Genomic DNA, 26,944 nt, shown 5'->3' with positions numbered 1-26,944 from the left:
GCCGACCTTATCGGCCGATTAAGGGAAAACTTGAGCGCCGGATCGGCTCGATCACACCGCGTCCTTCATCGCCGGCGAGTTCATGATGGAGATCAGCTTGTCGGCGTATTTGGGATCGGTGGCGTAGCCGGCCTGCTGCAGCTCACGGGCGAACTGCTCGGGGTCGTCACGGGCCTCCAACGCCTTGCCATAACGCGGGTTTTCCTGGATGAAGCGGGCAAAATCATTGAAGGAGGCGGCCATCGAGTCGTACTGGCGGAAGGCCGCCTGTCGGCGGACCAGGCTGCCGGATTCGAACTCCAGCGTCCCGTGGACCTGGCGCTCGCCGTCCCAGCTGCGATCGGCCTTGATGCCGAAGAAGTTGTTGCTCGCCGCGCCACCGCCGTCATGCGGCACGTGCTTGCCCCAGCCGGTTTCCAGTGCCGACTGCGCCACCAGCACCTTCGGCGAGACCCCCAGCTTGTCGGCGGCCTCACGGGCGTGCGGCAGGATGGCCTCCACGAACTGCTCCGGCGATTCCCAGTAGGCCGGCTGTTTATTGCCGGCGGCAGCTTCGCTTGAGTCCAGCGCGGCCAACCGCTCTTTCGTAGGCCCCGGCTGCGCCAGCTTCTTGTCGTCCGTGTCGGCGCCTTCGGCCTCCTTGTCCTTCTGCATCCAGGCATGGGGACGCAGGGTCCATTCGGAGGCATCGGGCAGCGGGTAGGCGCGTGGCGCCTGCTCGACCACGCCCCCGTCCTCGGCGACCTTCAAAGGAAAGCCCTCCGATGGCCGCTCACCGTCCATGCCGCCGGCTTGCTTGGACAACTGGCGCTCGATCATCTCGGCCAGCCCGATGCCACCGGCGCGGCTGGAAAGCTTCTGCGCGATCTCCTGATCGAACATGCCCTCGAAGGTCTTGGTCTGCTCGCTGTTGAACAGACCATCACGCGGCGTGGCTTCACGCATCGATTGCAGCATCATCTTGACGAACTGCGTCTCGAACTGGGAGGCAACCTGCTTGAGCGCCTGCCCGGGATCCTGGCCGGCCTGGGCCTTGAGCTGGTTGAGGCCCTGGAAGTCGCTATACGAGTTGATTTGTGCAGGACTGACCATCACGTCACCTCAGATCACGATCAACTGGGCCTTGAGTGCCCCGGCGCTTTTCAGTGCCTCGAGAATGGCGACCAAGTCCGACGGCGAAGCACCGACCGCGTTCACGGCATTGACGATGTCGTTGAGCTTCACGCCCGGATCGAACAGGAAGGCCCGGCTGTTTTCCTCTTGAACCGCCACGTCCGAATCCGGGGTGACCACGGTCTCGCCTTGCGAGAACGGCCCCGGCTGGGAGACATCCAGATCCTCGTCGACGGTAACGGTGAGATTGCCGTGCGAGACGGCGGCCGCCTCGATGCGCACGTTTTGACCGATCACCACCGTGCCGCTACGCGAATTGACCACAACGCGGGCCGGCCCCTCGCCGGGCTCGAACTCGACGTTCTCCAGCACCGACATGAAGCCGACACGCTGATCGGGCGAATCCGGCGCACGGATCTTGACGGTGCCCCCGTCAACCGCCTCGGCCACACCACCGCCGAGCATCCCGTTGATGGCCTCTTCCATGCGGCGAGCCGTGGTGAAGTCCGGCTGGTGCAGGTTGAGGAACACCGCCCCGGCACCGCCCATCTTGCTCGGCACGCTGCGCTCGACGGTCGCGCCGTTGGGGACTCGCCCGGCCGTAGGAATGTTGACGGTCACGCGCGAGCCATCGCGCCCCGAGGCATCCAGTCCGCCAACGATCAGGCTCCCCTGGGCAACGGCATAGATGTTGTCGTCCGCCCCTTTCAGCGGTGTCATCAGAAGCTCACCACCCCGAAGGCTGTCGGCATTGCCGATCGACGACACCGTCACGTCGACCGTCTGCCCCGGCTTGGCGAACGGCGGCAAATTGGCGGTAACCATGACCGCCGCGACGTTGTTCAACTGCACGTTGCCACCGTCGGGCGACAGCCCCTGACGCTCGAGCATGTTCTGGATGCTCTGACGAGTGAACGGCACCTGCGTGGTCTGATCGCCGGTGCCGGCCAGGCCGACCACGATGCCGTAGCCGATCAGCTGGTTGTCACGCACCCCGGCGAAGCTCGCCACGTCCTTGATGCGTTCGGCACCCGCCTGCGGGGCGAAGCCGGTCGCCCCCGCCGCGAGCAGCAAGGGCAGAAAACCGACAAGGAAGGCTCGAATGGATGTGTTGATGTTCATGCGTCCCACCATCAGAAGGGGAAGACCGGGCTGTTGAAGAAGCGAGCCAGCCAGCCCATGTTGTTGGATTCGTTGATCACGCCTTCACCGCCGTAGGCGATCTGGGCATTGGCCACCCGCGTGGACATGATGGTGTTGTCTGCCGCGATGTCCTGCGGACGGACCATCCCGGCCAGCTTGATGAACTCGCTACCCTGGTTGATACCGATCCACTTCTGGCCCCGGATCACCAGATTGCCGTTGGAGAGCACGCGGGCCACCGTGACGGTAATTTGACCGTTGAGGGTGTTCTGCTGACTGCTTTCGCCGTCACCGGCGAAGTCGCGCTCGCCGGAGATCTGGGCATTGAGCCGCTCAATCGCCGGGCCGGTCAGCCCGAGCACGTTCGGCGGGGTGATTCCCGTCTCCTGGCTCTTGCCGGTCGAGGTCTGTGCGCTCTTGGAAGCCTGCATGCGCTCCTCGAGAACCACCGTCAAGATGTCGCCGACCCGGTACGGCCGCGAGTCGGCGAACATGTTGTCCACCTGCCCCGTCTGGAAGATCGCGCCGTTGCTCTGCACCGGATTGTGCTCGGATGCCTCCGGCGGCATGGAGGGTTCGAACTGCGGATCGGGTTTGATCGGCGGCTGACTGGCGCAGCCGGCCAGCAGCGCGAATGCGACCAGCACCGACGCCCGGAAAAGCGAGTGGATTGACGGTTTCATGACGTGCCTCCGCGGATCGGCGTCATCAGACGTTCTGGTTGAGGTACTGGAGCATGCCGTCGGTCGTGGAGATGGCCTTGGAGTTCATCTCGTAGGAGCGCTGCGTCTCGATCATGCTGACCAGTTCCTCGACCACGTTGACGTTCGAGCTCTCCAGCGCGCCCTGCTGAATCGCGCCCAGCCCGTTGAGGCCCGGAGTGTCCAGCTGCGGCGCCCCGCTGGCCCCGGACTCGACGAACAGGTTGTCGCCGATCGGCTGCAGGCCCGCCGGATTGACGAAATCCGCCAGCTGGATGTTGCCCAGCTGGACCGGCTCGGCCTGCCCGGACAGCTGCGCACTGACCGTGCCGTCCGTACCGATGGTGATCGACTGGGCACCCTGCGGGACGTTGATCGCCGGCTCGACCGGCTGGCCATTGGCGGTGACCAGCTGGCCGTCGCTGTTGAGCGAGAAGTCGCCGTCACGGGTGTAGGCGATGTTGCCGTCCGGCTGGAGCACCTGGAAGAAACCGCGACCGTTGACGGCCATGTCCAACGCGTTGTCCGTCTGCTGGATATTGCCCTGGGTGTGCTGCTTCTCGGTAGCCACCACGCGGACACCCGTGCCGACGTTCAGGCCCGTCGGCACCTCGTCTTGCTGGTTGTTCGCCGCGCCGACCTGGCGGTAGTTCTGGTAGATCAGGTCCTCGAACACCGCCCGATCACGCTTGAAGCCGGTGGTGTTGACGTTGGCAAGGTTGTTGGAAATCACCGACATGCGCGTCTGCTGCGCATCCAGGCCGGTCTTGGCGGTCCAAAGTGCGGGTGTGGTCATGGTGTCTCTCCCCTAACTGATTTAACCGAGACGCATCAGGCGGTCGGCGGCTTCGCCGTTCTCGTCCGCCGTGCGAATCATTCGGCTCTGTGTCTCGAACATCCGGCCGTACTCGATCATGTTGACCATCGCCTCGACGGCATTGACGTTGCTGCCCTCGAGCACGCCGCTGGCAACCTGCACGGCGGCATCGGCCTGCGGCTCCTCGGCGCCTTCACGCAGCGAGAAGCGCCCGTCCTGCCCCTTGGTCAGGTCGGCCTGGTCCGGATTGACCAGCCGGATGCGATCGACCATCGCCGGGGCATTGGCCTGGCCACCCACCGGGATGATGCTGATGCTGCCGTCGGCGTGAATATCGATCTTCTCGGCCGGGGGTATGGCGATCGGACCCTCATTGCCCATGACCGGATCGCCCTGCCCGGTCTGCAACTGGCCATTGGCCGTCAGGTGAAGATCACCGCGGCGGGTGTAAGCCACCCGGCCATCCGGCGCCTCCACGGCCATGAACCCCTCACCCTTGACGGCGATGTCTAGATCCCGACCGGTGGTCATCAGGGGGCCGGCAGATAAATCCGCGCCCTTGCCCTGCGCCTCGGTATAGGCCCGCGATGCCTGCCCCGGGCCGTAGACCGGCAGCGCGGCAAAGGCATCGATGTCTGCCTTGAAACCCTGGGTGTTCACGTTCGCCAAATTATTGGCGTTGGTGGCCTGGGACCGTAATGTCTGCGAGGCACCGCTCATGGCGATATAAGCCAGACGATCCATCACAACACCTCCACGATTAACAAATCACAACCGGGGAAAATGCCCCGTTGCCATGGGTAATGCAGGAGGTGTGCCAAGAGAAGAAAACTAGCGAAAGACGCGCCGATTGAAATACTTGCGGGCACGAAAAAGGCGGCCCGCGGGCCGCCTTGTCAATCGGTCACTCGCCGAGGGGATCAGCGGATACCGATGATGGTGTCGCTCAAGGTCTTGTTGGCCTCGATCGCCCGCGAGTTGGCCTGGAAGTTCCGCTGCGCGGTGATCAGGTTGACCAGCTCCTGGGTGAGATCGACGTTGGACGCTTCCAATGCGCCACCCTGAATGGCGCCAAAGGTACCGCTACCGGCCTCCCCTGCTAGCGGCTCGCCCGAGTCGACCGTCTCGATCCACTGGTTGTCGCCGACCTGCTTCAACGCCTGCGGGTTGCGGAAGTCCACCAACGCAACCTTGCCGAGGGCGACGTTCTGACCATTGCTATAGCTAGCGCGGATCAGCCCGTCACTGCCCACGGAAACCCCAGTCAACTGACCCGTGGTGTAACCGTCTTGACCTTGGTCACCAATGTTGAATTCCGAGGAATACTGGGTTGAGGAATCATTGATATCCATCGTGAGTGTCAGATCATCAGCACCAGTTCCTGGATTAGCCAAGGTTAGCGCGGGTGCCGTGATGGGGTTTCCACTTCCGTCAACAACGGCATCGATGTTACTCGTCGGGGCAGCCGGATCCCCGGCCCCGTTTTTAACAACCAAACCTCCGTTGCCATCAAACTGAAGTCGCTGATAATCCTGCGACGGAACAGATCCCGGATAAATGTTGGTCACCGGCTCTTGGTCGTCAAACTGGTAGAAGACTCGCCAGGTGTTTTTGTTCACCGCCTGATCATAATCATCAGGATCCGTGATTGGATCACCGCTAGCATCCACCGGCTCTTCTTTGACAAAGTAGCTTGTCAAGGTATGAGGGTTGCCCAACGAATCGAATACCCGCTGAGAATTGGCTTGAGTGTAGGTATTTGGGTCGTCCCACTGGAAATTGCTCGGATCCAACCCGTCTGCCCCTGCGGGCAAGTTGAACAATTGATCCGCCTCGGTGGTAGCACGAGGCTCGCCTGCCTCGGCCGGCAGACGAACTGGGTCTGCTGTCGCAAGTGAAGTTGACTGGGAATTACCGTCAGCATCCGTCGGCAACGCCTTGAGAAATTCTCCGGCCTGATTAACAAGGTAGCCATCCTTGTCGACCGTCAATGCACCAGCACGGCTAAACACCGACTCGGCCGAATCCAGTGACGGCTGGAAGGCGAAGAACCCCTCGCCGGAAATCGCCAGATCCAGCGAGCGATCTGTGAAGTCGAGGTTACCCTGCGTGAACTGCTGACTTACTGCCTGGTTGATCACACCCTGTCCGACGGCCGTCTTGCTGTTGCCAAACGCGCTGACCGCGTAGATATCGCCGAATTCCGCCCGCGACTTCTTGAAGCCGGTGGACTTGGCATTGGCAATGTTGTTGCCGGTCACGTTCAGGTCTTTCTGTGCGGCGTTCAGGCCGCTGATGGAGGTATTGAACGACATGCTGCGTCCTCCGGTTTAGTTAATGATTTCAACGATATCCGCGAGCTTGACCGACGACAAACCGTCGAGATTCAGCTCCGGACCATTCTTGGTGACACCCACGCTCTCGATCACCGCCCCGACGTAGGTCTGAGGCGCCTGCCCCTTGCCGTCCACCGTGGCCGTCGCGTTCACCTTGTAGTTGCCCTCGGGCCCCATGCGCCCATCTTTCAACCGTCCGTCCCAGGAGAAGGATGGCCTATCCGATCCATCCACTGGCACGTCGATGGTCTTGACCACTTGCCCGTAGGCATTGGTGATCTCGACGTTCATCTTCGAAGCGCCATCCGGCACATCCACCGACCCCAAGATTCCAGACGGGGCCACGCTCCCGTCCGCCTGTTGCATGTGATACATCTGGGCGGTATCCCCCTTGACCATGGCGGCCTTGCCCACCAGTCCCGATGCCTGTATCACCTGGTTGGACTGCACCGAATCCTCGAAACCGGAGACCGTCGCATTCAGATCCTGTATCCCCTGCAACGAGGAGAACTGGGCCATCTGTGCGACGAACTGGGTGTTATCCATGGGTTCGAACGGATCCTGGTTCTCCATCTGCGTGGTCAGCAGCTTGAGAAAATCGTCCTGCCCGAGGTTTTGTTGGGCCTTGTTCTCATCCTTGCTGCCCTTCGAGGCGGCAAGCCCCAGATCGGCATAGATGTCGTTGCTAACGGAACTGGTCATGTCATGCCCCTTGCCTATTTTCGGCCTTCACTAACAGGCCTTACTGGCTCTGACCAAGCTGCAGCGTGCGCATGGCCAGCTGCTTGGTCGTGTCCATTACCTGGACGTTGGTTTGGTAGGTGCGCGAGGCCGACAGCATGTTGACCATCTCCTCCACCGGGTTGACGTTCGAGCTGTAGACGTAGCCGTTTTCGTCCGCCAATGGGTTGCCGGGATCATGCTTCGGTGCTGGCTGCGCCTGGGACTCGGTAATCCCGGCCACCTTCACCCCACGACCGCCATTGGCCTCGAGCACCGTCTGGAACACCGGGTTGCGCGCCTTATAGGCCTCTTCCGGTGAGGAGGCATCGACATTGGCGTTCGCGAGGTTCGACGCCGTGGTGTTCAACCGGGTCGATTGCGCCGCCATCGCGGAGGACGAGATATTGAATACGTCGTACAAGCTCATGATTCACCTGCCTTGACTGAAAAGTTTAGTTGGCGGGAAGACTGCCCGGTCATCACTGACCACTCAGGGCTTTCTTGATGCCGGAAACGCGACTGTTGAGAAACGACAGCGTCGTCTGGTAGCCCACCGCTTCCTGGGTAAAGCCCACCCGCTCCTTGTCGACATCGACGGTGTTGCCGTCCAGCGCCGGCGCATCGGGCACGGAAAAGCCTTCGCGGATCGACGAGGAGGTGCCACCACCTATCTGGCGCGGATCCTCGGTCATCAGGCGCCCGGCATTCCCGGATTGAGAGGAGGACTTCGTCTGCAAGGCGGTTTCCATCGCCTGGTCGAACGACATCACCCGCGCCTTGTAGCCCGGGGTATCGGCGTTGGCGATGTTCTCGGCGCGCATCTTGAGACTGCGCTCCTGGAGAATCAGGGCATCGTCGTGAATGCCAAGCAAGCGGTCATTGATGATCGACATGAAAAAACCCTCGACACGATGTCAGTGCCGAGGGCTTATGCGATAAGCGTGCCAGTTTTTGGATAGCCGACGGGGAGATCGGCCGTTGGTGTCAACTCTTGAGTCGGTAGGCCGTGCCACCGGTGGGCAACCGCTCGGGGGTGAAACGGTCGGAGAGTTGGGTAAGCGACTCCGAGGCGCCGAGTATCAGATAACCGCCGGGCACCAGTGTGTCGGCGATGCGGTCGATGATCTTGGCCTTGGTTTCGCGGGAAAAGTAGATCAGGACATTGCGGCAGAAGACCAGGTCGTAGCGACGGGACTCGGGACGCAGCTCAAGCAGATTGCCGACGCGAAACTGCGTCCGGCGGCTGATCTGGGGCGAGATCTTCCAGCCGTCATTTGCCTTGACGAAATATTGACGCTTCCGTTCCGGAGACAGCCCACGCCCCAGGGAGAGGTCATCGAAAACGCCTTGGCGGGCCTTCTCGACCACCGCCTCGGAGATGTCGGTGCCGACAATCTCGAGATTGAAGGGCACCCGCTGCTCTTCGGCCGTGATGCTGATCGAAAACGCCTCCTGACCGGTGGAACAGGCCGCCGACCAGATCCGGTAGGTGGCTTTTTTCGCGGCGACCGCCTCGGGGAAGAATTTCTTTTCGAGTGCGGCAAAGGGATAGCCGTCACGAAACCAGAGCGTCTCGTTGGTGGTCATGGCGTCGACCACGTCGCGCGCGAGCATGCGATCTCGGCGCGAGAGCAATGTCTCGATCAGCGACTCCACCGACGCGTGACCCTTGGAACGGGCCACGCGCGAGAGCCGGGTTTCCACCAGGTACTGCTTGTCACGGCTCAGCAGGATACCGCTGTGCTGCTCCAGGAACGCGCAGAACCGGTCGAAGGTTTCGGCCTTCATGCCGCGGGTCAAGCCTCGTCCACGGCGTGGTGCACCTCGTGGCGGCGAAGCGCTTCACCCACGACCCGGGCCAGGTCATCCGGATGGAACTTCGGGATAAAGCGGTCGGCACCGACCTGCTTGACCATCTTCTCGTTGAACACACCACTGAGCGAGGAGTGCAGGATCACGTAGATGCCCTTGAGCTGCGAGTCCTGGCGGATCAGCGAGGTCAGCGTGTAGCCGTCCATCGTGGGCATCTCGATGTCCGAGACCACCATGGCCAGTCGCTCGAGTTGCTCGGGCTGCTTCTCCTTCCAGCGCCGGAGCGTGTCGATCGCCTCCTGACCGTTCTTGGTGACCACCGACTTCAAGTGCATCTGCTCGAGCGTGCTTTCCACCTGCTTGCGCGCGACCACCGAGTCGTCGACCACCAGCACCAGATCCGACCCCTTGGCGATCTCGCCGTACTCGCCGATCACGTCGTCGGAGACTGTATCGGCCACGCCGACGACGCGCGCGAAGATCTGCTCGACGTCGATGATCTCGACCAGCTGCTTGTCGATCCGCGCCACGGCCGTCAGGAAGTTGGAGTTGTTGGTCCCGCTCGGCGGGGTCAGCACTTCCTTCCAGGACAGGTTGACGATCCGGTCGACCGAATGCACCAGGAACCCCTGCACGGCGCGGTTGTACTCGGTGATGATGACGAAGGCGTTCTGCACCTGCTCGTCGGTCATGCGCCCCTTGCCGATCGCCTCCGACAGATCGATGACGGTGATCGTGTGCCCACGCACGTCAGCGATACCCCGGATCGAGCTATCCGAGTGCGGTACGTCAGTCAGCTTGGGACAACGAATCACCTCACGGACCTTGAAGACATTGATCCCGAAACGCTGATCGGTGCCCAGACCGAACACCAGCAACTCCAGTCGGTTGCGACCGGCCAGCTGGGTACGGGAATCGACTGATGACATCACGTTGCTTTTCACGGCTAGTCCTGTACTGGTGACGCAGAAAGTGGCGGGGAGTCTTCGTTAATCAGACGTGGTATCGGCCCCGTCGACGCAATCTTTAGCATCGCGCTCAACCCCGCCCCATCGACCGGGCTGCTCTGACCGATCCGGTTCAACGAACCGGCAACGACGTCGTACCGGCATGGTAGCGCAGTCGTCCGAGGGTTGCGCCCACCCCGCCGCAGCGTCGGAGAGACGAACGCTCGGCGCAGGGAGTGGCATGGTAAGTGCTTAACAACGCGGTGCAAGCAACCCGAGGTCATGATTGCATCCCGATGAGTAATTCCCGCGTTATCGCCCGACCGAAAGGCACGACAGCCAGCAAGGCCTTGCTGTGTTCGATGCTGATGCTGGCCGGCTGGTTACTGGCACCGGCCTTGGCGCAGGCCGAGCCGGGTGACGCCCCCGAGACCGTTCAGATGCAGGTCAGTCAGGCCATGGAGGCGTTCCTCGACGCGCAGGGTGGCGGCAGCGATCAGCTCACCCTACGAGCCGGGCGACTCGACCCGCGGCTACGCCTGGGTGTGTGCGACCAGGCACTGGAAATCAACGAGAGCCGCCCCCTCAACCTCAATCGCGGCCGCCAGACGGTGAAGGTCAGTTGTCACGGCAACTCGCCCTGGCGCATCTACGTCCCGGTCGAACTCACCCGCCGCCAGCAGGCGGTGGTTGCCGCCCGGCCACTGGCAGCCGGTGACGTGCTGGGCATCGAGGATCTCGATCTGGCCACCGTCGATGCCAACCGCGCCCGCCGTCAGTACTACACCGACCCGGCGGAACTTGTCGGCATGATGGCGACTCAACCTCTACAGTCGGGGCAATTGGTGACCGCGCACAACCTGGGCATCAACGCGGTGGTCGAGCGTGGCGACATCGTCTCCATCCAGGTCGGCCATGGCGGGTTCGTGGTCGGCTCGACCGGCGAGGCACAGGGCCGCGCCGGCGTGGGGCAGCGAGTCAAGGTGAAGAACACCGGCTCCGGCAACGTGATCGAGACCGTCGTGATCGACAGTCGCACCGTCGAGGCGATCGGCCGCTAAACGGGCGACAGGAAACCGACGATGATCGTCAATTTTCAAAAGTATTTCAGTTGGCGCTAAAGTTTTGCGCCGACCGGCCGATGCTCAAGGGCGACGGGACATTTTGAGTTAACCTAGACGCCTGCCAGCCGGGCCCGTGCCCACGGCGCGGACACGTTGTCCGAGACAGGAAGGATCAAGCACCATGGCAAACGAAATCAACGGCTTCGGCCCGCGCAATCTGGGCCCGAATTCCTCGCTGGACTCGTCCCGTAATCGGGCCGAGGCCAAGGGCGAGAGCCAACAAGCAGCCGGCAGCGCGACGACGGGCATCAAGGAGGATGACGCCGTGACGCTTTCCAGCGGGGCTTCCCAGCTCCAGGAAATGGGCCAGGCGCTGGCCGAATCTGCCCCCTTCGATCAAGCCAAGGTCGATCGCATCAAGGATTTGATCAGCCAGGGCGAATACCAGATCGATTCCGGCCGGATCGCCGAGAAGCTGCGCCAGTTCGAGACGCTCTAATCCCTGGATGACCAGGTCCGGCACAAGACACCCCGGCGGGATGACCCGACCGGGGTGCTTCGATTGGGCGCAGACAATTCGTATGCTCACGCTGACTTCCCGGCATTCGTGAACATCAAGCAGGAACGCCAAGCAGGCACCCAAAAATGACCCAGTTCGATACCACCAGCGCCCCCGCCAATAACAACCCCTCGCCCACCGGCTGGCTGGCCGACATGCTCGAGCCGGCACGGGCGCTGCTCGACGACCACCAGGCACTCGCCGCCCTGCTTCGACGCCAGGAAACCCCGTCACTCGACGAGTTCGACGAGGTCTTCCGCCAGATCCGCGAACACAATCAGGCACTGGCCGAGGCCGAACAGGCTCGGCTGGAGTGGTTGGCGGCCGTGGGCGAGACCGACACCCAAACGGCACTGGAACGCGAGAACGCATCCGCGAACGCCACCTGGGACGAACTCAAGAGCACCGCCCGCCACTTTCGTGACCTCTCGGAAACCAACCTGATGGCCCTGCGGCGCATCGATCATTTCCTCGGTGAGCGGATCGATTTCCTGACCCAGCGGGACGAGCCGGCCGGCTCGCTTTACACCGCCGGCGGCACCGAACACAACGCCGGCAATCGCGGCCGGACGCTAGGCGACGCCTAAGGAAACTCTGCACGCATACGCAACGCCTCTGCGGGTCGCCAAGCGTCCATATGCTAGGCGCAGTGTGCCGCCCAATGGCCGTCGCCATTGGCAAGCGCTGCAACACCGCAGATGGGCGCCTGGCGGCCCGCCCGAAGGGGCTTGCCGGCTTGACCGCCCTCGCTGTTGCCGATTCTCGACGGGCAATGAGCCCGACTTCGAATCGCCGCCTTGATGGCGAACAAGCCGGTAAGCCAGAGGCATGGGTATGCGTGCAGAGTTTCCTCAGAGACATCAGGCCCGCCGTTCGAGCAATAGCGAACGGCTCTCCCCGGCTCGCGTCTCACGGCTCACGATGAAACCATCCGGAAGCCTGAGCGACTCGAGCGCCGCCCCCTCGACAAACACCCGCGCGTCCTCGGCCAGCCAGGGCGCCTGTGCCAGGGCATCCAGCGCCCCCTGCAACAACTCGGGCTGACGGAACGGCGGGTCGAGAAAGACCAGGTCGATCGGCCCGTCCAGCGCCTCGGGCACCGCCGACAACCAGTGGCGGGCATTCATGGCCCACACCGAGAATCGCTCCGAAGAGGCATCCAGCCCAGCCAGGTTCTCCTCCAGCGCTTTCGCCACCCGCGCCGATCGTTCGACGAATCCCACCCACGCGGCTCCGCGTGAAAGCGCCTCGATGCCCAGCACGCCGCTGCCGGCAAACAGATCGAGCACCCGCCATCCCGGCAGGCTCTGCCCCAGCCAGTTGAACAACGTCTCGCGCACGCGGTCCGGTGTCGGGCGCAGATCACGCGCCGACGGGAAGCGCAGACGCCGCGAGCGCCACTCCCCACCGATAATGCGCACCTGCTCGCCGCGTGCCGGGCCTCGCCCCTTGGGGGTGCTGGGCATGAAGACTCTCCTTGCCGATCACTGATAGATGATGGGGCGACGCCGGGTGGCTGCCGCCGTTGGCCGGTGACCGAAGCCGCCGGGCATGGCCTGCATGATAAACTCCGTCGGCGCCATGCGGGGCACCGCTGCGCCCTGCCAAACATCGGCCGCGAACCCAGGTACCATCGATTTCATGTTCGGATTTCTCAGACGCAAAAAGCGCAAGAACGAAGCCGCCGAGGTCCATGACGACATCCCTCAGGACCTCCCCGCGGCCGATTCGGCCGGGGCCGACAACACTGCCCCGGGCGAACCAGCAACCGAAAACGATCAACCAATCCAGCCAGCACCTGAGCCAGCACCGGAAACCGCCCGACCGGCCGAGCCCGCCGTCGCCGAGGAACCGACCGCCACGCCGGTACCGGAAGAGAGCGGCGGGCGTCAGGAATCCGTCGTCGAGTCGCCTTCCGTCGGCAAAGCGCCCGCCGTGGCGACGCCCAAGCCGGAGCAGTCCGGCTCGCTGTTCAGTCGACTGGCCAAGACCCGGTCGGGACTGACCGAGGGGCTGGGCGACCTGTTTCTGGGCAAGAAACAGATCGACGACGAGCTGATCGAGGAACTGGAAACGCGCCTGATCATGGCCGATGTCGGTCAGGCCACGACCGCTGCCCTGATCGACGAGTTGACCGACGAGGTCAGCCGAAAGCACGTCAACGATCCCGAACACCTGTTCGAAACCCTCTACCGTCTGATGGTCGAACGGCTCGAGGCGGTGCAGCCAGCCGAGCCGCCGGCACGCCGGCAATTGGGGCGACCGCACGTGATGGTCGTCTGCGGCATCAACGGCGGCGGCAAGACCACCAGCATCGGCAAGCTCGCGCATCGCTTCAAGGCCGAGGGCCGCGACGTCACGCTGGCGGCGGCGGACACCTTCCGCGCCGCTGCCGTCGAGCAACTGATCAGCTGGGGCGAACGCAATGACGTGCGCGTGATCGGCGAACCGGGCCGTGGCGATCCCGCCTCGGTCGCCTTCGACGCCGTGAGCTCGGCCAAGGCCCGCAACAGCGACCTGCTGATCGTCGACACTGCCGGGCGCCTGCACACGCAATCGGGTCTGATGGACGAACTCGGCAAGCTGATCCGCGTGATCTCCAAGGCCGAACCCGAGGCCCCCGACGAGGTGCTGCTGGTGATCGATGCGAGCATCGGCCAGAACGCGCTCGTTCAGGCCCGACAGTTCAACCAGGCGGTGAAGCTCACCGGCCTGATCGTCACCAAACTCGACGGCACGGCCAAGGGTGGCATCGTATTCGCCATCGCCGACGAACTCGGCCTACCGATTCATTTCATCGGTGTGGGCGAGAAGGCCGAGGACCTGCGCCCCTTCGAGCCGCGCGCCTTCGTCGACGCCCTGCTCGACCGTCAACCGGACTGAGCCACGGGCGCCTCCGAAACCGTCATGAGCAAGTTCGAGTGCCAGTTCAGAGTGCAAGGAGCCGCGGAGTGAGCGACGAGACATATCAAATTGATAGGCGGATGCAGGCCCTCCATGGCCTGCCTGCTTCGCACGCGCTCCGCACGCCCCGCTTTTGCTCCACGCAAAGCGGTAGGAGCGAACGAGCACGCGACGCCGCAATCGAACGGCGCAATAGGTTTTCGAGGTGCCCGCTGCAATGATTGAGTTCGCCAACGTGTCCCGCCGCTACGCCAACGGGCAATTCGGGCTGCAGGACATCAACTTCCGCCTGCCCACCGGGCGCATGGCATTCCTTACGGGCCATTCCGGGGCCGGCAAGTCGACGCTGCTCCGCCTGATCCCGGCGCTCGACCGTCCGACCTCGGGCAAGGTGCTGATCGGCGGCTACGATCTCAACAAGATGGGGCGCCACCAGTACCCCAAGCTGCGCCGGCAGATCGGGGTGGTGTTCCAGGACCACCACCTGCTGACCGACCGGCTCGTGTTCGACAACGTCGCCCTGCCCTTACAGGTCTCCGGCTATCTGCCCGGTGATGTCCGACGTCGCGTGGATGCCGCGCTCGACAAGGTCGGGCTACTGGGTCGGCAGCGCGCCCGCATCGAGGAACTCTCCGGCGGCGAACAGCAGCGGGTCAATATCGCCCGCGCCCTGGTCAACCGGCCACGCATCCTGTTGGCCGACGAACCCACGGGCAACCTCGACCCCGACCTGTCGCGCGACATCTTCGACCGCTTCTTCGAGTTCCATGCCGTCGGTGTGACCGTGCTGATCGCCAGTCACGACGTCGAGTTGCTCAAGCAATACCCGGTGCCGCGCATCGCACTCAACGAAGGACGCATCAGCGCCTTCGAGGAGGCCGAATCATGAGCGGGCCAACAATCAACGAAGCTCGCGCCAACAGCGAGAAAAGCCGCCGCCCGCTCGCGGCCTGGCGGCGCCATCATCGCCAGTGCCTGCGCGGGGCCTTTTCGCGACTGATTCGCCGCCCGGTCGGCGCCTGGGCCACCATCCTGGTGTTAGGCGTGGTGCTCAGCCTGCCCGCCCTGGTGATGACCCTCGGCCACCAGGTCGAGCGACTGGGCGCCATCTGGATGAGTGACGCCGCCCGCATGGACATCTATCTCGCCACCGATGCCGACGAGGCCGCCCGCCAGACCTTGCGCGACTGGCTCGACCGACAGGCAACGGTGGCCGAGCAACGCGTCATCCCGCCCGAGGAAGGCCTGGAGGCACTGACCGAACGACTGCACATCGATGGCCTTGAGACGCTCGAATCCAATCCGCTGCCCTGGGTGATCGAACTAACCCTGAGCGACGCGCGCGCCGACACCCGTCTGGCCCTGGCCGAGGGGCTACGCGAGCAGTCGGCGGTGGCCGAATTTTCCTCCGGCGACGACTGGATTCAGCGCCTCGAGCAGATCCGGGCCTTCTTCGACGAACTGGGCTGGTGGCTCCTGATCCTGCTGGGCATGACCGTGGTGTTCGTCGTCGGCAACACCCTGCGGCTCGAACTGCACGAGCGGCGCCGCGAGATCGCGCTAATCGCGCTGATCGGTGGCACGGAACGCTACATGCTGCGCCCTCTGCTCTATGACGGCACGCTCAGCGGCCTGCTCGGCGGGGTCGTGGCCAGCGGGCTGGTCGGCCTGGCCCTTTCGGTCACCTCGGGCCCGATCGAACGCTTCGCCGCATCCTACGGCGCGGCCATCTCGCCCCAGATCGACCCCGCGCTGGTCCTGCTACTGATGACCGCCGGCGCCCTGCTCGGCTGGCTGTCGGCCCAGGTCATCGGCCGGTTCTACATCGGTCGACTGAGCACGCCATGATTTTTTTCGATTGGTGCATTAGTCTTCCCAGTCTGACCCGCGATCGGTGGAACTTGCCCCGCGTTTAGCACTCTCATCTCGCGAGTGCTAAAATACGAGGCTACGACACGATTGGGATACTTGCAGCGAGGCGAGAGAATGCACACAGCAGGCAACCAGATGACAGACAGCAAATCGCGGGGCCCGACTCTGTCGGCTCAGACCCCGTCAGCCGGCATGACCATGCCGGTGATCGGCGATTCGTTGTCGCAATACCTCAACGAGGTGCGTCGTCTGCCCGTCATCTCCGTCGAGGAAGAACAGGTGCTGGGCCGGCGGCTGAAAGAGACCGGTGACATCGAGGCGGCGCAGAAGCTCGTGCTCGGTCACCTGCGGTTCGTCGTGCACGTCGCCCGGGGCTACCGGGGCTATGGCCTGCCGCTGGCCGACCTGATCCAGGAAGGCAACATCGGCCTGATGAAGGCGGTCAAGCGCTTCGACCCGGACCAGAAGGTCCGCCTGGTGACCTTCGCGGTGCACTGGATTCGCGCCGAGATCCACGAGTACATCCTCAAGAACTGGCGGATCGTCAAGGTCGCGACCACCAAGGCGCAGCGCAAGCTGTTCTTCAAGATGCGCCAGATGAAAAACTCAATCGGCTGGCTGAGCAAGGCGGAGGCCGAGGCGATGGCCGAAGAGCTCGACGTGCCCGAGCGCGAAGTCATGACCATGGAAGCCCGTCTCTACGGCCGCGACATGGGTCTCGACACCCCGGCGTACGATGGCTCGGAAGATGGTGACGGCCCGTCCTACGAGCAGATCATGGTCGATCAGGACGCGCTCTCGGTCGAGGACATCGCCTCGCAGCGCGACGACGATGATCGGGTCGAGGCGATGACCGCCGCACTCTCGACGCTCGATGACCGCAGCCGGGACATCCTGTCCCGTCGCTGGCTGGACGAGCCCAAGGCCACCCTGCAGACGCTGGCCGACGAGTATGGCGTCTCGGCCGAACGGATCCGCCAGATCGAAACGGCGGCGCTCAAGAAACTGCGCACCGCCCTGCCCCAGCCGGCCTGATCTCGATCTGGCCAGACGGGAAAACAAAAAAGCCACCGTTTAAACGGTGGCTTTTTTCGTTGCTGATCAGGCGCGTTGACCGCGCGGGCGATCAGCCGAAGAAGACGACGCTCAGGAAGCTCAGCCAGGAAAACACGATCAGGCCGACGATGAACGTGAACGCGAAGTTGTCGAAGTTGAAGAAGTCTTTCATGTCTGGTTCCTCCCGTTGATGGACGTATCGTAAACCAGCCGTACGGCGATGTCACTAGTCAGATCAGGGTTATTCCCTGCCCGAATGGGATGACTTCACCGCCGCCTCGTGACGCGTCCGGCCATCGGTCCCGGCTTCGGGCGCATCCGGTTCGTCCGTCGACTGGTTGGTCGGAATCTTCGGGTCGTCATCGTCCATGAGAATGCGATGCGCCGGACCTTCCAGATCCTCGTACTGATTGTTCCGGATGGCCCAGAACGCGGCCCAGACCAGGCCCGCGACCACCAGCATGCTCAACGGCACGAACAGAAACAGGACTTCCATCACGTTGCTCCATCAGGGTGTCGTTGCGATTGCGCCGATCTCGACTGCCGAACGACAAGAAGGCCCGCACGTGGCGGGCCTTCGGTTTCGGCCCCGCGGGGCCGGCAATTGTCACCCGCCGTCAGCGGGGTTTCAAATCGCGATCTCGCGCAACTGATCAGGCGACCTGCGCCTGGCCACTGGCCGCACGCAGCGCCGCGATCCGCTCGTCCAGCGGCGGGTGCGACATGAACAGCCGACCGAAGTTGCCACCGCGACCGAAGATGCCGAAGGCCTGCATCTGCGCGGGCATGTCCGACGGGCGATCGTAGTTGAGCTTCAGGCGCTCGAGCGCCGCGATCATCTTCTCGCGACCGGCCAGACGGGCCCCGGCGTCATCGGCACGGAACTCACGCTGACGCGAGAACCACATCACGATGGTGCTCGCGAGGATGCCGAAGACGATCTCGGCGACGATCGTGGTGACGAAAAAGCCGATGCCCGGCCCCTCTTCGTTCTTGAGGATCATGCGATCGACGAAGAAACCGACGATGCGGGCAAAGAAGATCACGAAGGTGTTCACCACGCCCTGAATCAGCGTCAAGGTGATCATGTCACCGTTGGCGATGTGACCGACCTCGTGGCCCAGCACGGCCTCGGCCTCGTCACGGGTCATGTTGGAGAGCAGCCCCGTGGAGACGGCCACCAGCGCCTTGTTGCGGCTCGCGCCGGTCGCAAAGGCGTTGATCTCGGGTGAGTCGTAGATGGCCACCTCGGGCATACCGATGCCGGCCTCGCGGGCCTGGCGCTGGACGGTCTCGACCAGCCAACGCTCACCCTCGGAGCTCGGCTGTTCGATCACCTGCGCGCCGACACTCCTCTTGGCGATCCACTTGGACATCAACAGCGAGATCAGTGAGCCGCCGAAGCCGAAGACCGCGGCCAGCACCAGCGTGGACGTCAGGTTGATGGTACCCGCCTGGTAATCCATCGTCCGACCGAGACCGAAGACGCTGGAAATCACGAACCAGACGATCATCAGCACGACGATCACGGCCAGGTTGGTCAGCAGGAACAAGCCGATGCGTTTCATCTCTACCTCAGGTATGAGTGGTTGGTCGTCAAGCGGTGGACTCAGCGCCCACGCGCCGGGGCCGAACGCCATCGTGACGCCCGGTGAAGCCTACCCCAATCTGGGGTGCGGTGGTGGGTTTTTCAAGCCGCTTTCGCAACGCCGGGCTACTGGTTAGCCAATCTCTGCAGCCATCGCCAGGTCGGCCGACGACTGCCGCTCGATTACTAACCGTTGGCCGAGGCTGCCGCCAGGGCATCGACGCGGGTCAGCCCCCGCGGCAGGCTGCGCCCACGCGCGGCCCGCTTGCCACGATACAGGGCCAGATCGGCCGGCTTGATGGTCATCGTGCGCGCCCCGGCGGTGACGCGCAGGCCGTCGTCCTCGCCCAGCGCGGCCACGGCGACGATCTCCGCCCCGGCTTTCAGCGCCACCAGCTTGTTGCCCTTGCCCTTGGCCAGCACCGGCAGCTCGTCGGCATCCACGACCAGCACATGACCATCGCTGGTGGCCACGGCCAGGTAGGCAAACCCCTTGCCCGGCAGGGCCGGCTGCCCGGGGACGGCGCCCTTGGGCAGGGAGAAGACCTTCTTGCCGGCTCGCTGGCGCCCCACCAGATCACCGACCGAGGTGACGAAACCGAACCCGGCGGGTGACCACAGGACCACGCGCTGCTCGGGCTCGCCCATCGCCAGCGCGGTAAAGCGAGCCCCGGAGGGCGGCGTGACCCGGCCACTCACCGGTTCGCCCTGCCCCCGCGCCGAGGGCAGGGTATGGGTGGCCAGCGTGTAGGCGCGCCCGGTGTCGTCGAAGACCACCGTCGGTTGGGTGGACCGCCCGGCGATATGCGCCTGGTAGCCGTCTCCCGACTTGTAGGACAGCGATTCGGGATCCACATCATGGCCCTTGGCCGCCCGGATCCAGCCGTTGTGGCTCAGCACCACGGTCACCGGCTCGGCAGTCATCAGGCGGGTCTCGTCGAGCGGCTGGGCCGATTCGCGCGTGACCAGCCGCGAGCGGCGCACATCGCCGTATTCCTTCGCATCGTGGGTCAGTTCGTCGCGCATAAGGCCACGCAGGGCCTGCTCGTCGGCCAGCAGGGTGCGGATTCCCTCGGCCTCCTCGGCGAGCTCCGCCTGCTCCTTCTTGACCGCGATTTCCTCGATCTTGGCCAGTTGGCGCAGTCGGATCTCGAGGATCGAGTCGGCCTGCAGCTCGGTGAGCTCGAAGCGGGCGATCAGCTCGGCCTTGGGGTCCTCGGCCTCGCGGATGATCGCGATCACCTCGTCGATATTGAGGAAGGCGATCAACAGGCCGGCGAGGATCTCGAGGCGGCGCTCGATCTTGGCCAGCCGCCACTCGAGCCGGCGACGCAGCGTCGTCTGACGGAAGGCCAGCCACTCGGTCAGCATCTCGCGGAGATTGAGCACCCGCGGCCGACCGTCGGCCGTGATCACGTTCATGTTGATCCGGTAGCTCTTCTCCAGGTCGGTGGTCGCGAACAGGTGCGCCATCAATGCCTCGACATCGACCTGGCGGCTGCGCGGCACGATCACCAACCGCGTGGGCGACTCGTGATCCGACTCGTCGCGCAGGTCGGTCACCAGCGGCAGTTTCTTGGCGTGCATCTGCCCGGCGATCTGCTCGAGGATCTTGCTACCCGAGACCTGGAACGGCAGCGCAGTGACCACGATCTGTCCGGATTCCATCTCGTAGCGGGCGCGCTGGCGCACGTTGCCGGCACCCGTCTCGTACATCCGGCGGATGTCCTCGGGCGGCGTAATGATCTCGCCCTCGGTGGGGAAGTCCGGTCCCTTGACGTGCTTGCACAACACCGCGACGTCGGCCTCGGGGTTCTCGATCAGCGCCACGCAGGCATTGACCACTTCCTTGAGATTGTGCGGCGGGATGTCGGTGGACAGCCCCACCGCGATGCCGGTTGAGCCGTTCAGCAGCACGTTGGGCAGGCGCGCGGGCAGCAGCGACGGTTCGGTGAGCGTGCCGTCGAAGTTGTCGACCCAGTCGACCGTGCCCTGGTCGGCCTCGGCCAGCAGGGTCTGGGCGTAGCGGGTCAGGCGCGACTCGGTGTAGCGCATCGCCGCGAACGACTTGGGATCATCCGGCGAGCCGAAATTGCCCTGCCCGTCGATCAGCGGGTAGCGATACGAGAACGGCTGGGCCATCAGCACCATGGCCTCGTAGCAGGCCGAATCCCCGTGCGGGTGGTACTTGCCGAGCACGTCGCCCACGGTGCGCGCGGACTTCTTGTGCTTGGCCAGCGCCGAGAGCCCCAGCTCGCTCATGGCGTAGACGATGCGCCGCTGTACCGGCTTCAAGCCATCGGCGACGTGCGGCAGGGCCCGGTCGAGGATGACGTACATGGCGTAGTTGAGATACGCCTTTTCCGTGAAGGCGCCGATCGACTGGCGCTCGAATTCGTTGCTGCTCTGGTCTTCGAACATGCGAGTCCCTTGTTGAAGTCGTCGTGCCCCGGTATCCGACCGCGCCGCGTGGACGTCTCGGCGGGGTCCCGCCGGTCAGCCGGTCGCCCGGCGGACGCGAGGGGTCGCTCGATACAATGCCACCACCCCGGCGATCGAGAACAGGGCCGGCGGCAGAATCGTACTGAGAATCGGTGAAATATCGTAGGCCGGTGCCAGTGCCGAGACGATCTGGGTGAGCGTCATGTAGGCCACGCCCAGCAGGATGGCAATGAACAGCCAGCGCCCCGCTGAGCCACCCCGCTGGGCGACGAACACGAACGGCAGCGTGACCAGCAGCATCGCCAGCACCGAGATCGGCTGGACCACGCGTGACCACATCGCCGTGGCATACACCGAGGCATCCAGCTGGTTGCGCTCGAGGTATTCGACGTAATCGGACAATTGCGCGACGTTCATGTAGCGCGGGTTGAGCGCTGCGATCTCGAGCACCTCGCGGTCGAACAGGCGCATCTCGTCCTCGCCACGTTGCTCGACACTCACCGGCTCGGCCGGCTCCTCGATCGACAGCTGCGTATCCACCACGTTCTCGAGGCGCCAGCGATCACCACCCAGGCTTGCCGCCCGCGTGGCCTCGAGCACCCGTTGCGGTCGACCGTCCGCCCCCAGCTCGAACACCCGCAGGCCCAGCAATTGGCCGTCGACCAGCGCCCGTTCGACGTTCACGATCCGATCGCCCTCACGCAACCAGAACCCGCTGGCAAGATCGGTGCTCACCTGCTTTTCCGTGGCAGACGCACGCATTTCGTTGGCCGCCGCCTGACCCCAGGCGCCGATGGTCTCGCCCATGACCGTGCCCAGGGCAGCGAGGATGATCCCCGCGATCAGCACCGGGCGGGCCAGGCGCAGCAGCGACATGCCGGTCGCCCGCATGACCGTCAACTCGGAATGGGCCGCCAACGCGCCGAGGCTCAGCAGCCCGCCGACCAGCACCGTCACCGGAAAGAGCTCGTAGAGATATCCCGGCGTGCTCATCACCACGAACCGCAACGCCTGGAAGGTGGTGTAGCCCGGGCCGATCTTGCTGAACTCGTCGATCATGCCGAAGACGAGGATCAGCACGCCGAAGGCCGCCGAGGCCCCAAGCCCACCGAGGACGACACTGCGAATCAGGTAGCGGTCAAGCGTATTCACGGCGTCCCTTCCACAAGCTGCGCAATCGTCCCCAGCCGCCACGCGCCGACCAGAACAGCGCGCCCCACAGCAACAGGAACCCACCGTGCGCCAGGGCAACGGCCCCGGCCAGGCCGTAATGGTTGGCCTCGATGCCATCGGAGACCAGCGGCACGACGTTGAAGTACAGGGCGTAGAGCAGGAATGCCCAGAACAGGCGCCCGTAACGCCCGCTGCGCGGCGGCGCCTGCGCCAGCGGGACCGCGATCAGCACCAGCACCAGGGCGATGATGCCCTGCGAGAGACGTTCGAACAGCTCGGCATGATCGTTCGGGTTGCCGGAGGACCATAACGAGCCGGAGGAGCGCACGCTCACCTCGCCGCCCTCCATCTCGGGTTGCCCCGGTAGGCGCATCAGGTGGCGATCGTAGTCGAGCCGGTTCCAGTCGGCCATGCCGACGGTCCCGCCGATGCGCCTACCGTCCTCAAGGGCGACATAGCGCTGACCGTCCTCCTCGACCATCACCCCCGTCGGCGCGCTCTCGACCGCGATCGAGCCATCCTCGGCCCGGTCAAAGAGGAAGATGCGCTGGTAGCCGCCGTTCTCGGAGGCACCCACGTAGGCGACCAGCCGCCCCTCATTGGCCTCGATGAACCGTCCGACCGGCACCTGCTGACCGATATAGTCCGTTTGCGCGCCCTCGACCATGCGATCACGCGCCTGCTCGGCCATCGGCCAGCCGAACAACGCGATCCAGCCGGTCAACAACGCCAGCGGGATGCCGACGGGCAACAGCGCCCCCGTGATCCGCCACAGGCCGAAGCCGCTCGAGCGCATGATGGTCTGTTCGCTGTCGCGATTGAGCCGCCCGAGCGCGAACATCAGGCCGATGAACATCGCCACCGGAATGACGTACATCAGCATCTTGACCAGGTTGAACCCCAGCAAGTTCGGCACCAGCGCCGCCGGCAGGGTGCCCTCGGCGGCCAGCGACAGCGCGCGGGCCAGCAGGTTGGTGGCCATGATCAGCATCAGCACGGTGGTCACCGCGCCGATGGAGATGAGCGCCTCGCGACGCAGGTAACCGCCGAGCCGCACGCCGTCAGTCGGCCAGATTGCGGGCGATCAGCCCGTAGCGCAGCCGATCGCCGAAGCCCTGCGCGCCCTCCGGCAGGCGCAGGCGTACCTGCCAGCCACTGCCCGGTGCCTCATCGAGCGGCTGGCCCTCCAGCGTCTGCATCTCGGCGAGCTGGTCGACCCGGTTGCCGTCCGGCAGCAGGAAGGTGATCTCGTCGCCCAGCTTGATCTTGTTCTTGATCTCCACCTGCGCCCAGTCGCCATCGACTTCGTTGATCTCGCCGACGAACTGCTGCTGACGGCTCTTGGAGACGCCCTCGATGTAGTTCTGGTATTCCTGCGTGTGATGGCGCTTGTAGAAACCGTCGGTGTAGCCGCGATTGGCGAGGTTATCGAGATCGGCAATCAGCTCCTCGTTGAACGGTCGACCGGCCATGGCATCGTCGATCGCCTGGCGGTAGACCTGCGCGGTGCGGGCGACGTAGTAGTGCGACTTGGTGCGGCCCTCGATCTTGAGGCAGTCCACGCCGATGTCGACCAGCGCCTGAACGTGCTCGACGGCGCGCAGGTCGCGCGAGTTGAGGATGTAGGTGCCGTGCTCGTCTTCCTCGATCGGCATCTGCTCGCCGGGGCGGCTCTTCTCTTCGAGCAGATACACCTGATCGGCCAGCGGGTGGCGTTCCTGGTCGCCCATGGCGCCATCCATCATCGGGTTGGCGGCATTGAGCGCATCCAGCGAGATGGGCTGCTCCTGGGGCTTCTCGTCCTTCTCGGCGGCCGGCTCCGGGCGCACCACGCCCGAGATGTCCTCGGAGGCATTCTGCGGCGTGTATTCCCAGCGACAGGCGTTGGTGCAGGTGCCCTGGTTGGGGTCGCGGTGATTGAAGTAGCCCGACAGCAGGCAGCGCCCGGAATAGGCGATGCACAGCGCGCCGTGGACGAATACCTCGAGCTCCATGTTCGGGCACTTCTCGCGGATCTCGCGGATCTCGTCGAGCGACAGTTCGCGCGACAGGATCACGCGGGTCACGCCCACCGACTCCCAGAACTTCACCGTCGCCCAGTTGACCGTATTGGCCTGCACCGACAGGTGAACGGGCATCTCGGGGAAGGCCTCGCGCACCATCATGATCAGGCCGGGATCGGCCATGATGAAGGCATCCGGCTTCATCGCGACGATCGGTTCCATGTCGCGGATAAAGGTTTTGAGCTTGCTGTTGTGCGGCGAGAGATTGACCGTGACGAAGAACTGCTTGCCGGCGGCGTGCGCCTCCTCGATACCAATGCGCAGGTTGTCCTCGAGGAAGTCGTTGTTACGGGTGCGCAGGCTGTAGCGCGGCAGACCGGCGTAGACGGCATCCGCGCCGTAGGCGAAGGCATAGCGCATCGACTTGATCGTCCCGGCCGGGGAAAGCAGCTCGGGGGCCTTGCGGCGAGTCGCGCCGGTGGTGGAGGCCTGGGTCATGGATGAGCTCCGAATAATTCTGGGGTGCGTGTTTGGCGCGCGATTCTAACAGGTTGACGGACAAGGCCCTTGTCCATTGCCGCGACACGAGGCGACCGATCAGACCCGGCACATGGCGAGTTGTTCAGTAGAGCGTGCGGGCCTGGCGTTCGTCGAGCCCGTCGTCGTAAGCCGCGCCATCGATGCTCGACTCGGGCACACCGGCAAGCATCTCGCCGGCCGTCGGCGTCTGTTCGGCCAGTTGCCGGCTGTCCGGATCCCACAGACTGGCACGCAGCAACGCCCGGGCGCACTGGAAATACACCGTCTCGATCTCGACCACGATCACGCACTGCGGCGGCTTGCCCTTCATGGCGGTCCGCTCCATCAGCGACCGATCGGTGGTTATCCGGGCCCGGCCGTTGACCCGCAGCGTCTCGTTCTTGCCGGGCACGAGGAAAAGCAACCCGACGCGCGGGTCCTCGATCAGGTTGCGCAGGCTGTCGATGCGGTTGTTGCCCCGGCGCTCGGGCAGCGCAATGTGCCGATCATCGAGCACCTGCACGAAACCCGCGGGATCACCGCGCGGCGAGCAATCCAGGCCGCCCGGCCCCTCGGTCGCCATCACGTAGAACGGCGAGGCCTCGATCAGCCGGCGGTAGACCGGCACGAGGCGGTCGACCTCCTTCTTGATCGCCGCCTCGCCGGGCGTGTCGAACAGGGACTCGAGTTCGTCGATCGACTGGATCTGGTGCGGGTCCAAATGGCTGTCCTCGGGAAACATGACTGGTGTCCATAGGGAACCTCTGCACGAATGCCTTACCGCTCTGCGCGCCTTGAGCCGGGCAGCTGCAAGGCGTCCGTCCGCCGCGGAAGGGTGATTCCCTTTCCAAGGACGGCAACGCAGCAGATGCCCGGCTCAAGGCGCGCCCTGCGGGGCTTGGCATTCGTGCAGAGGCTCCCTAGGATACGGCATAACACCCGACTCAGACGGTCAACGCATCGACTCGATCGATTGGGTGCGCAGGAACACCTCGGGCTTGATCACCGCGTAGCCCTGCTGCTGGTAATGGACTAGGTCGGTAAAGGCCGACGGCACCAGGGTAATGAAATCCTGGAAGTCCTCGCGGTCGTAGTCGTAGTCCTCGGCCGCCAGGCCGCAGACGTGGAAGTCCACCCCCAGATCGGCGTAGTACCGCATGCGGTCGACGACCTCCTGGTACTTTTCCTCGTTCTTCTTCGCCACGGTGACGATCTCGGTGCCGTGAATGATGACCACGATATCCATGTCCAGCATGGGGTCCATGTTGTACGGACTGGCCTGCAACGGGTTGATCAGCGACCGCACCCAGAACAGCGCCGCGTTCATCTTGCCCGGATCGTCTAGGTAGAAGTCGTAGACTACCCGTGGCGGCTCGTAGTCGGGCGTGATGACCTTCGCCTGCGCCCAGACGGCCGATGACCCCAGCGCCGCAAGAGCGAGGGCCAACCACATCAGGAGTGCCGGCATCGCGAGATGCCAGGCGGGGAGGATCGTGCGTTTCATGACGGCCACCTCTCGTCGTGCCGGACCACGCGGTCGATGTGCCGGCTGGCGCCATCGAGCCCTGGCCACGTCGGCCAGGGAAGGTCCGGATATCCCTCAACTCAAGAGTAGGCCATCTTTCGCAGCCCGTTGTCGGGAAAACAACGCCTTGCGATTTGTTCGTGGGCTTTCAGTCCTCGCGGCGCGCGCAGGCCGGGGTGTCGTCGGGATGCTCGACCGCTTTGGCCACCCGGTCGACGAATTCGCCCACTTCATCCGGGCTCAGAACCGACAGCATCCGGCTCATGATCGAGGGCTCGATCGGGGCGAAGCTCGAGCGACCATCGGCCAGGCTCACCCAGACGCCGGCCGAGATAGCGGCTTCCGCCCGGCCCTCGCTGAACAGCTCGGCCTCGGCCGCCTGCGTTTCTTCCTCGTACCAGCCCTCGATCCGCTCGGCCAGCTCGTCGCTGATGTCATCGGGAATCGCGATGGTCGTGGCCTCCTCGGCCATCGGATCGCGCGAGACGGAAACCGACAACCCCTCGGCCTCGAGCCGCTTGACGAACCCAGCGCCGCGATCCGGCGTCAGAAACGTGAACTCGTACATGCCTCCCTCCTGCTTGTCGCAGGCCTCGCCACGAGCGACGAGACCCTTTTGCTATCCTAACGGGCCTTCATTCAGCAAC

The 26,944-nt window shown here is 64.2% G+C and carries 28 protein-coding genes; 7 read left to right on the top strand and 21 right to left on the bottom strand.

What is annotated here, in order from left to right:
* Positions 1–51: 51 nt before the first annotated feature.
* From flgJ to D5687_RS03480, 11 genes are all read right to left on the bottom strand, one after another.
* Complete coding sequence (flgJ, locus tag D5687_RS03530; protein ID WP_125198383.1) at positions 52–1,092, bottom strand: flagellar assembly peptidoglycan hydrolase FlgJ; 1,041 nt, start codon at positions 1,090–1,092, stop codon at positions 52–54.
* A 9-nt stretch (positions 1,093–1,101) separates the two neighbouring features.
* The gene (locus D5687_RS03525; RefSeq protein ID WP_125198382.1) at positions 1,102–2,235 is read right to left on the bottom strand and encodes a flagellar basal body P-ring protein FlgI; all 1,134 of its coding nucleotides are present in this window, start codon (positions 2,233–2,235) and stop codon (positions 1,102–1,104) included.
* Positions 2,236–2,246: 11 nt separating this feature from the next.
* A complete protein-coding gene (gene flgH, locus D5687_RS03520) occupies positions 2,247–2,939 on the bottom strand; it encodes a flagellar basal body L-ring protein FlgH (protein WP_125198381.1) in 693 nt (230 codons plus the stop codon).
* A 25-nt stretch (positions 2,940–2,964) separates the two neighbouring features.
* Positions 2,965–3,753 carry a flagellar basal-body rod protein FlgG gene (gene flgG / locus D5687_RS03515; RefSeq protein WP_125198380.1) on the bottom strand — a complete coding sequence of 263 codons (789 nt, stop codon included), beginning with the start codon at positions 3,751–3,753 and terminating at the stop codon, positions 2,965–2,967.
* Positions 3,754–3,774: 21 nt separating this feature from the next.
* Positions 3,775–4,518 carry a flagellar basal-body rod protein FlgF gene (gene flgF, locus D5687_RS03510; protein WP_125198379.1) on the bottom strand — a complete coding sequence of 248 codons (744 nt, stop codon included), beginning with the start codon at positions 4,516–4,518 and terminating at the stop codon, positions 3,775–3,777.
* A gap of 176 nt (positions 4,519–4,694) precedes the next feature.
* Positions 4,695–6,089, bottom strand: a complete 1,395-nt coding sequence (flgE, locus tag D5687_RS03505) for a flagellar hook protein FlgE (RefSeq protein WP_125198378.1) — start codon at positions 6,087–6,089, stop codon at positions 4,695–4,697.
* 15 nt (positions 6,090–6,104) lie between these two features.
* Positions 6,105–6,812: a flagellar hook assembly protein FlgD gene (locus D5687_RS03500; protein ID WP_125198377.1), complete on the bottom strand. Its 708-nt coding sequence runs from the start codon at positions 6,810–6,812 to the stop codon at positions 6,105–6,107.
* Between the two features lie 40 nt (positions 6,813–6,852).
* Positions 6,853–7,260, bottom strand: coding sequence for a flagellar basal body rod protein FlgC (gene flgC, locus D5687_RS03495; protein WP_125198376.1), 408 nt, complete (start codon positions 7,258–7,260; stop codon positions 6,853–6,855).
* A 52-nt stretch (positions 7,261–7,312) separates the two neighbouring features.
* Positions 7,313–7,726, bottom strand: a complete 414-nt coding sequence (gene flgB / locus D5687_RS03490; RefSeq protein ID WP_240031406.1) for a flagellar basal body rod protein FlgB — start codon at positions 7,724–7,726, stop codon at positions 7,313–7,315.
* Positions 7,727–7,817: 91 nt separating this feature from the next.
* Positions 7,818–8,621 (bottom strand): protein-glutamate O-methyltransferase CheR, encoded by an 804-nt coding sequence (locus D5687_RS03485; protein ID WP_125198375.1) that lies wholly within the window; start codon positions 8,619–8,621, stop codon positions 7,818–7,820.
* Between the two features lie 8 nt (positions 8,622–8,629).
* Positions 8,630–9,589 (bottom strand): chemotaxis protein, encoded by a 960-nt coding sequence (locus tag D5687_RS03480; protein ID WP_370271297.1) that lies wholly within the window; start codon positions 9,587–9,589, stop codon positions 8,630–8,632.
* Between the two features lie 299 nt (positions 9,590–9,888).
* Between D5687_RS03480 and flgA the strand changes: the two genes are divergently transcribed.
* From flgA to flgN, 3 genes are all read left to right on the top strand, one after another.
* A complete protein-coding gene (gene flgA / locus D5687_RS03475) occupies positions 9,889–10,653 on the top strand; it encodes a flagellar basal body P-ring formation chaperone FlgA (RefSeq protein WP_125198374.1) in 765 nt (254 codons plus the stop codon).
* Between the two features lie 184 nt (positions 10,654–10,837).
* Entirely contained in the window at positions 10,838–11,155 is a 318-nt protein-coding gene (gene flgM, locus D5687_RS03470) for a flagellar biosynthesis anti-sigma factor FlgM (RefSeq protein ID WP_125198373.1), read from the top strand.
* A gap of 146 nt (positions 11,156–11,301) precedes the next feature.
* Positions 11,302–11,802: a flagellar export chaperone FlgN gene (flgN, locus tag D5687_RS03465; protein WP_125198372.1), complete on the top strand. Its 501-nt coding sequence runs from the start codon at positions 11,302–11,304 to the stop codon at positions 11,800–11,802.
* A gap of 273 nt (positions 11,803–12,075) precedes the next feature.
* On the opposite strand, the gene rsmD is transcribed toward flgN, so the two are convergent.
* Complete coding sequence (rsmD, locus tag D5687_RS03460; protein ID WP_125198371.1) at positions 12,076–12,681, bottom strand: 16S rRNA (guanine(966)-N(2))-methyltransferase RsmD; 606 nt, start codon at positions 12,679–12,681, stop codon at positions 12,076–12,078.
* Between the two features lie 175 nt (positions 12,682–12,856).
* Between rsmD and ftsY the strand changes: the two genes are divergently transcribed.
* The 4 genes from ftsY (at position 12,857) to rpoH (ending at position 17,026) form a co-directional block, all read left to right on the top strand.
* Positions 12,857–14,098: a signal recognition particle-docking protein FtsY gene (ftsY, locus tag D5687_RS03455; protein WP_125198370.1), complete on the top strand. Its 1,242-nt coding sequence runs from the start codon at positions 12,857–12,859 to the stop codon at positions 14,096–14,098.
* Between the two features lie 238 nt (positions 14,099–14,336).
* Positions 14,337–15,008: a cell division ATP-binding protein FtsE gene (locus tag D5687_RS03450; RefSeq protein WP_125198369.1), complete on the top strand. Its 672-nt coding sequence runs from the start codon at positions 14,337–14,339 to the stop codon at positions 15,006–15,008.
* Positions 15,005–15,967 carry an ABC transporter permease gene (locus D5687_RS03445; RefSeq protein WP_125198368.1) on the top strand — a complete coding sequence of 321 codons (963 nt, stop codon included), beginning with the start codon at positions 15,005–15,007 and terminating at the stop codon, positions 15,965–15,967. Before D5687_RS03450 ends, D5687_RS03445 begins: the two co-directional genes overlap by 4 nt.
* A 216-nt stretch (positions 15,968–16,183) precedes the next feature.
* A complete protein-coding gene (gene rpoH / locus D5687_RS03440) occupies positions 16,184–17,026 on the top strand; it encodes an RNA polymerase sigma factor RpoH (RefSeq protein WP_125198495.1) in 843 nt (280 codons plus the stop codon).
* Positions 17,027–17,288: 262 nt separating this feature from the next.
* Here the strand turns inward: rpoH and ccoS are convergent, their stop codons facing one another.
* The 9 genes from ccoS to D5687_RS03395 all read right to left on the bottom strand — a co-directional run bounded on the left by ccoS (position 17,289) and on the right by D5687_RS03395 (position 26,865).
* Complete coding sequence (gene ccoS / locus D5687_RS03435; protein WP_125198367.1) at positions 17,289–17,543, bottom strand: cbb3-type cytochrome oxidase assembly protein CcoS; 255 nt, start codon at positions 17,541–17,543, stop codon at positions 17,289–17,291.
* 157 nt (positions 17,544–17,700) lie between these two features.
* On the bottom strand, positions 17,701–18,615 hold the full coding sequence (htpX, locus tag D5687_RS03430) for a protease HtpX (RefSeq protein ID WP_125198366.1): 915 nt from the start codon (positions 18,613–18,615) through the stop codon (positions 17,701–17,703).
* Between the two features lie 206 nt (positions 18,616–18,821).
* The gene (parC, locus tag D5687_RS03425; protein WP_125198365.1) at positions 18,822–21,056 is read right to left on the bottom strand and encodes a DNA topoisomerase IV subunit A; all 2,235 of its coding nucleotides are present in this window, start codon (positions 21,054–21,056) and stop codon (positions 18,822–18,824) included.
* Positions 21,057–21,131: 75 nt separating this feature from the next.
* Entirely contained in the window at positions 21,132–22,229 is a 1,098-nt protein-coding gene (gene lptG, locus D5687_RS03420; protein ID WP_158611732.1) for an LPS export ABC transporter permease LptG, read from the bottom strand.
* The gene (gene lptF, locus D5687_RS03415) at positions 22,216–23,307 is read right to left on the bottom strand and encodes an LPS export ABC transporter permease LptF (protein WP_158611730.1); all 1,092 of its coding nucleotides are present in this window, start codon (positions 23,305–23,307) and stop codon (positions 22,216–22,218) included. Before lptF ends, lptG begins: the two co-directional genes overlap by 14 nt.
* Positions 23,308–23,311: 4 nt before the next feature.
* On the bottom strand, positions 23,312–24,751 hold the full coding sequence (yegQ, locus tag D5687_RS03410; protein WP_125198362.1) for a tRNA 5-hydroxyuridine modification protein YegQ: 1,440 nt from the start codon (positions 24,749–24,751) through the stop codon (positions 23,312–23,314).
* A 124-nt stretch (positions 24,752–24,875) separates the two neighbouring features.
* Positions 24,876–25,514: a pyridoxamine 5'-phosphate oxidase family protein gene (locus tag D5687_RS03405; RefSeq protein ID WP_125198361.1), complete on the bottom strand. Its 639-nt coding sequence runs from the start codon at positions 25,512–25,514 to the stop codon at positions 24,876–24,878.
* 210 nt (positions 25,515–25,724) lie between these two features.
* Entirely contained in the window at positions 25,725–26,276 is a 552-nt protein-coding gene (locus D5687_RS03400; RefSeq protein WP_240031405.1) for a DsrE family protein, read from the bottom strand.
* Between the two features lie 169 nt (positions 26,277–26,445).
* Positions 26,446–26,865, bottom strand: a complete 420-nt coding sequence (locus D5687_RS03395) for a hypothetical protein (protein ID WP_125198360.1) — start codon at positions 26,863–26,865, stop codon at positions 26,446–26,448.
* Positions 26,866–26,944 lie beyond the last annotated feature (79 nt).

Source organism: Guyparkeria sp. SCN-R1 (assembly GCF_003932495.1).
Lineage (GTDB): Bacteria > Pseudomonadota > Gammaproteobacteria > Halothiobacillales > Halothiobacillaceae > Guyparkeria.
Note: the sequence above shows the minus strand (reverse complement) of the source record. Positions and strands in the feature narration are given on the sequence as shown.

Excerpts from the sequence above, each read along its gene's own strand:
- flgJ (WP_125198383.1), bottom strand. The coding sequence starts at position 1,092 with ATGGTCAGTCCTGCACAAATCAACTCGTATAGCGACTTCCAGGGCCTC.
- D5687_RS03525 (WP_125198382.1), bottom strand. The coding sequence starts at position 2,235 with ATGAACATCAACACATCCATTCGAGCCTTCCTTGTCGGTTTTCTGCCC.
- flgH (WP_125198381.1), bottom strand. The coding sequence starts at position 2,939 with ATGAAACCGTCAATCCACTCGCTTTTCCGGGCGTCGGTGCTGGTCGCA.
- flgG (WP_125198380.1), bottom strand. The coding sequence starts at position 3,753 with ATGACCACACCCGCACTTTGGACCGCCAAGACCGGCCTGGATGCGCAG.
- flgF (WP_125198379.1), bottom strand. The coding sequence starts at position 4,518 with ATGGATCGTCTGGCTTATATCGCCATGAGCGGTGCCTCGCAGACATTA.
- flgE (WP_125198378.1), bottom strand. The coding sequence starts at position 6,089 with ATGTCGTTCAATACCTCCATCAGCGGCCTGAACGCCGCACAGAAAGAC.
- D5687_RS03500 (WP_125198377.1), bottom strand. The coding sequence starts at position 6,812 with ATGACCAGTTCCGTTAGCAACGACATCTATGCCGATCTGGGGCTTGCC.
- flgC (WP_125198376.1), bottom strand. The coding sequence starts at position 7,260 with ATGAGCTTGTACGACGTATTCAATATCTCGTCCTCCGCGATGGCGGCG.
- flgB (WP_240031406.1), bottom strand. The coding sequence starts at position 7,726 with ATGTCGATCATCAATGACCGCTTGCTTGGCATTCACGACGATGCCCTG.
- D5687_RS03485 (WP_125198375.1), bottom strand. The coding sequence starts at position 8,621 with ATGAAGGCCGAAACCTTCGACCGGTTCTGCGCGTTCCTGGAGCAGCAC.
- flgA (WP_125198374.1), top strand. The coding sequence starts at position 9,889 with ATGAGTAATTCCCGCGTTATCGCCCGACCGAAAGGCACGACAGCCAGC.
- flgM (WP_125198373.1), top strand. The coding sequence starts at position 10,838 with ATGGCAAACGAAATCAACGGCTTCGGCCCGCGCAATCTGGGCCCGAAT.
- flgN (WP_125198372.1), top strand. The coding sequence starts at position 11,302 with ATGACCCAGTTCGATACCACCAGCGCCCCCGCCAATAACAACCCCTCG.
- rsmD (WP_125198371.1), bottom strand. The coding sequence starts at position 12,681 with ATGCCCAGCACCCCCAAGGGGCGAGGCCCGGCACGCGGCGAGCAGGTG.
- ftsY (WP_125198370.1), top strand. The coding sequence starts at position 12,857 with ATGTTCGGATTTCTCAGACGCAAAAAGCGCAAGAACGAAGCCGCCGAG.
- D5687_RS03450 (WP_125198369.1), top strand. The coding sequence starts at position 14,337 with ATGATTGAGTTCGCCAACGTGTCCCGCCGCTACGCCAACGGGCAATTC.
- D5687_RS03445 (WP_125198368.1), top strand. The coding sequence starts at position 15,005 with ATGAGCGGGCCAACAATCAACGAAGCTCGCGCCAACAGCGAGAAAAGC.
- rpoH (WP_125198495.1), top strand. The coding sequence starts at position 16,184 with ATGACCATGCCGGTGATCGGCGATTCGTTGTCGCAATACCTCAACGAG.
- ccoS (WP_125198367.1), bottom strand. The coding sequence starts at position 17,543 with ATGGAAGTCCTGTTTCTGTTCGTGCCGTTGAGCATGCTGGTGGTCGCG.
- htpX (WP_125198366.1), bottom strand. The coding sequence starts at position 18,615 with ATGAAACGCATCGGCTTGTTCCTGCTGACCAACCTGGCCGTGATCGTC.
- parC (WP_125198365.1), bottom strand. The coding sequence starts at position 21,056 with ATGTTCGAAGACCAGAGCAGCAACGAATTCGAGCGCCAGTCGATCGGC.
- yegQ (WP_125198362.1), bottom strand. The coding sequence starts at position 24,751 with ATGACCCAGGCCTCCACCACCGGCGCGACTCGCCGCAAGGCCCCCGAG.
- D5687_RS03405 (WP_125198361.1), bottom strand. The coding sequence starts at position 25,514 with ATGTTTCCCGAGGACAGCCATTTGGACCCGCACCAGATCCAGTCGATC.
- D5687_RS03400 (WP_240031405.1), bottom strand. The coding sequence starts at position 26,276 with ATGAAACGCACGATCCTCCCCGCCTGGCATCTCGCGATGCCGGCACTC.
- D5687_RS03395 (WP_125198360.1), bottom strand. The coding sequence starts at position 26,865 with ATGTACGAGTTCACGTTTCTGACGCCGGATCGCGGCGCTGGGTTCGTC.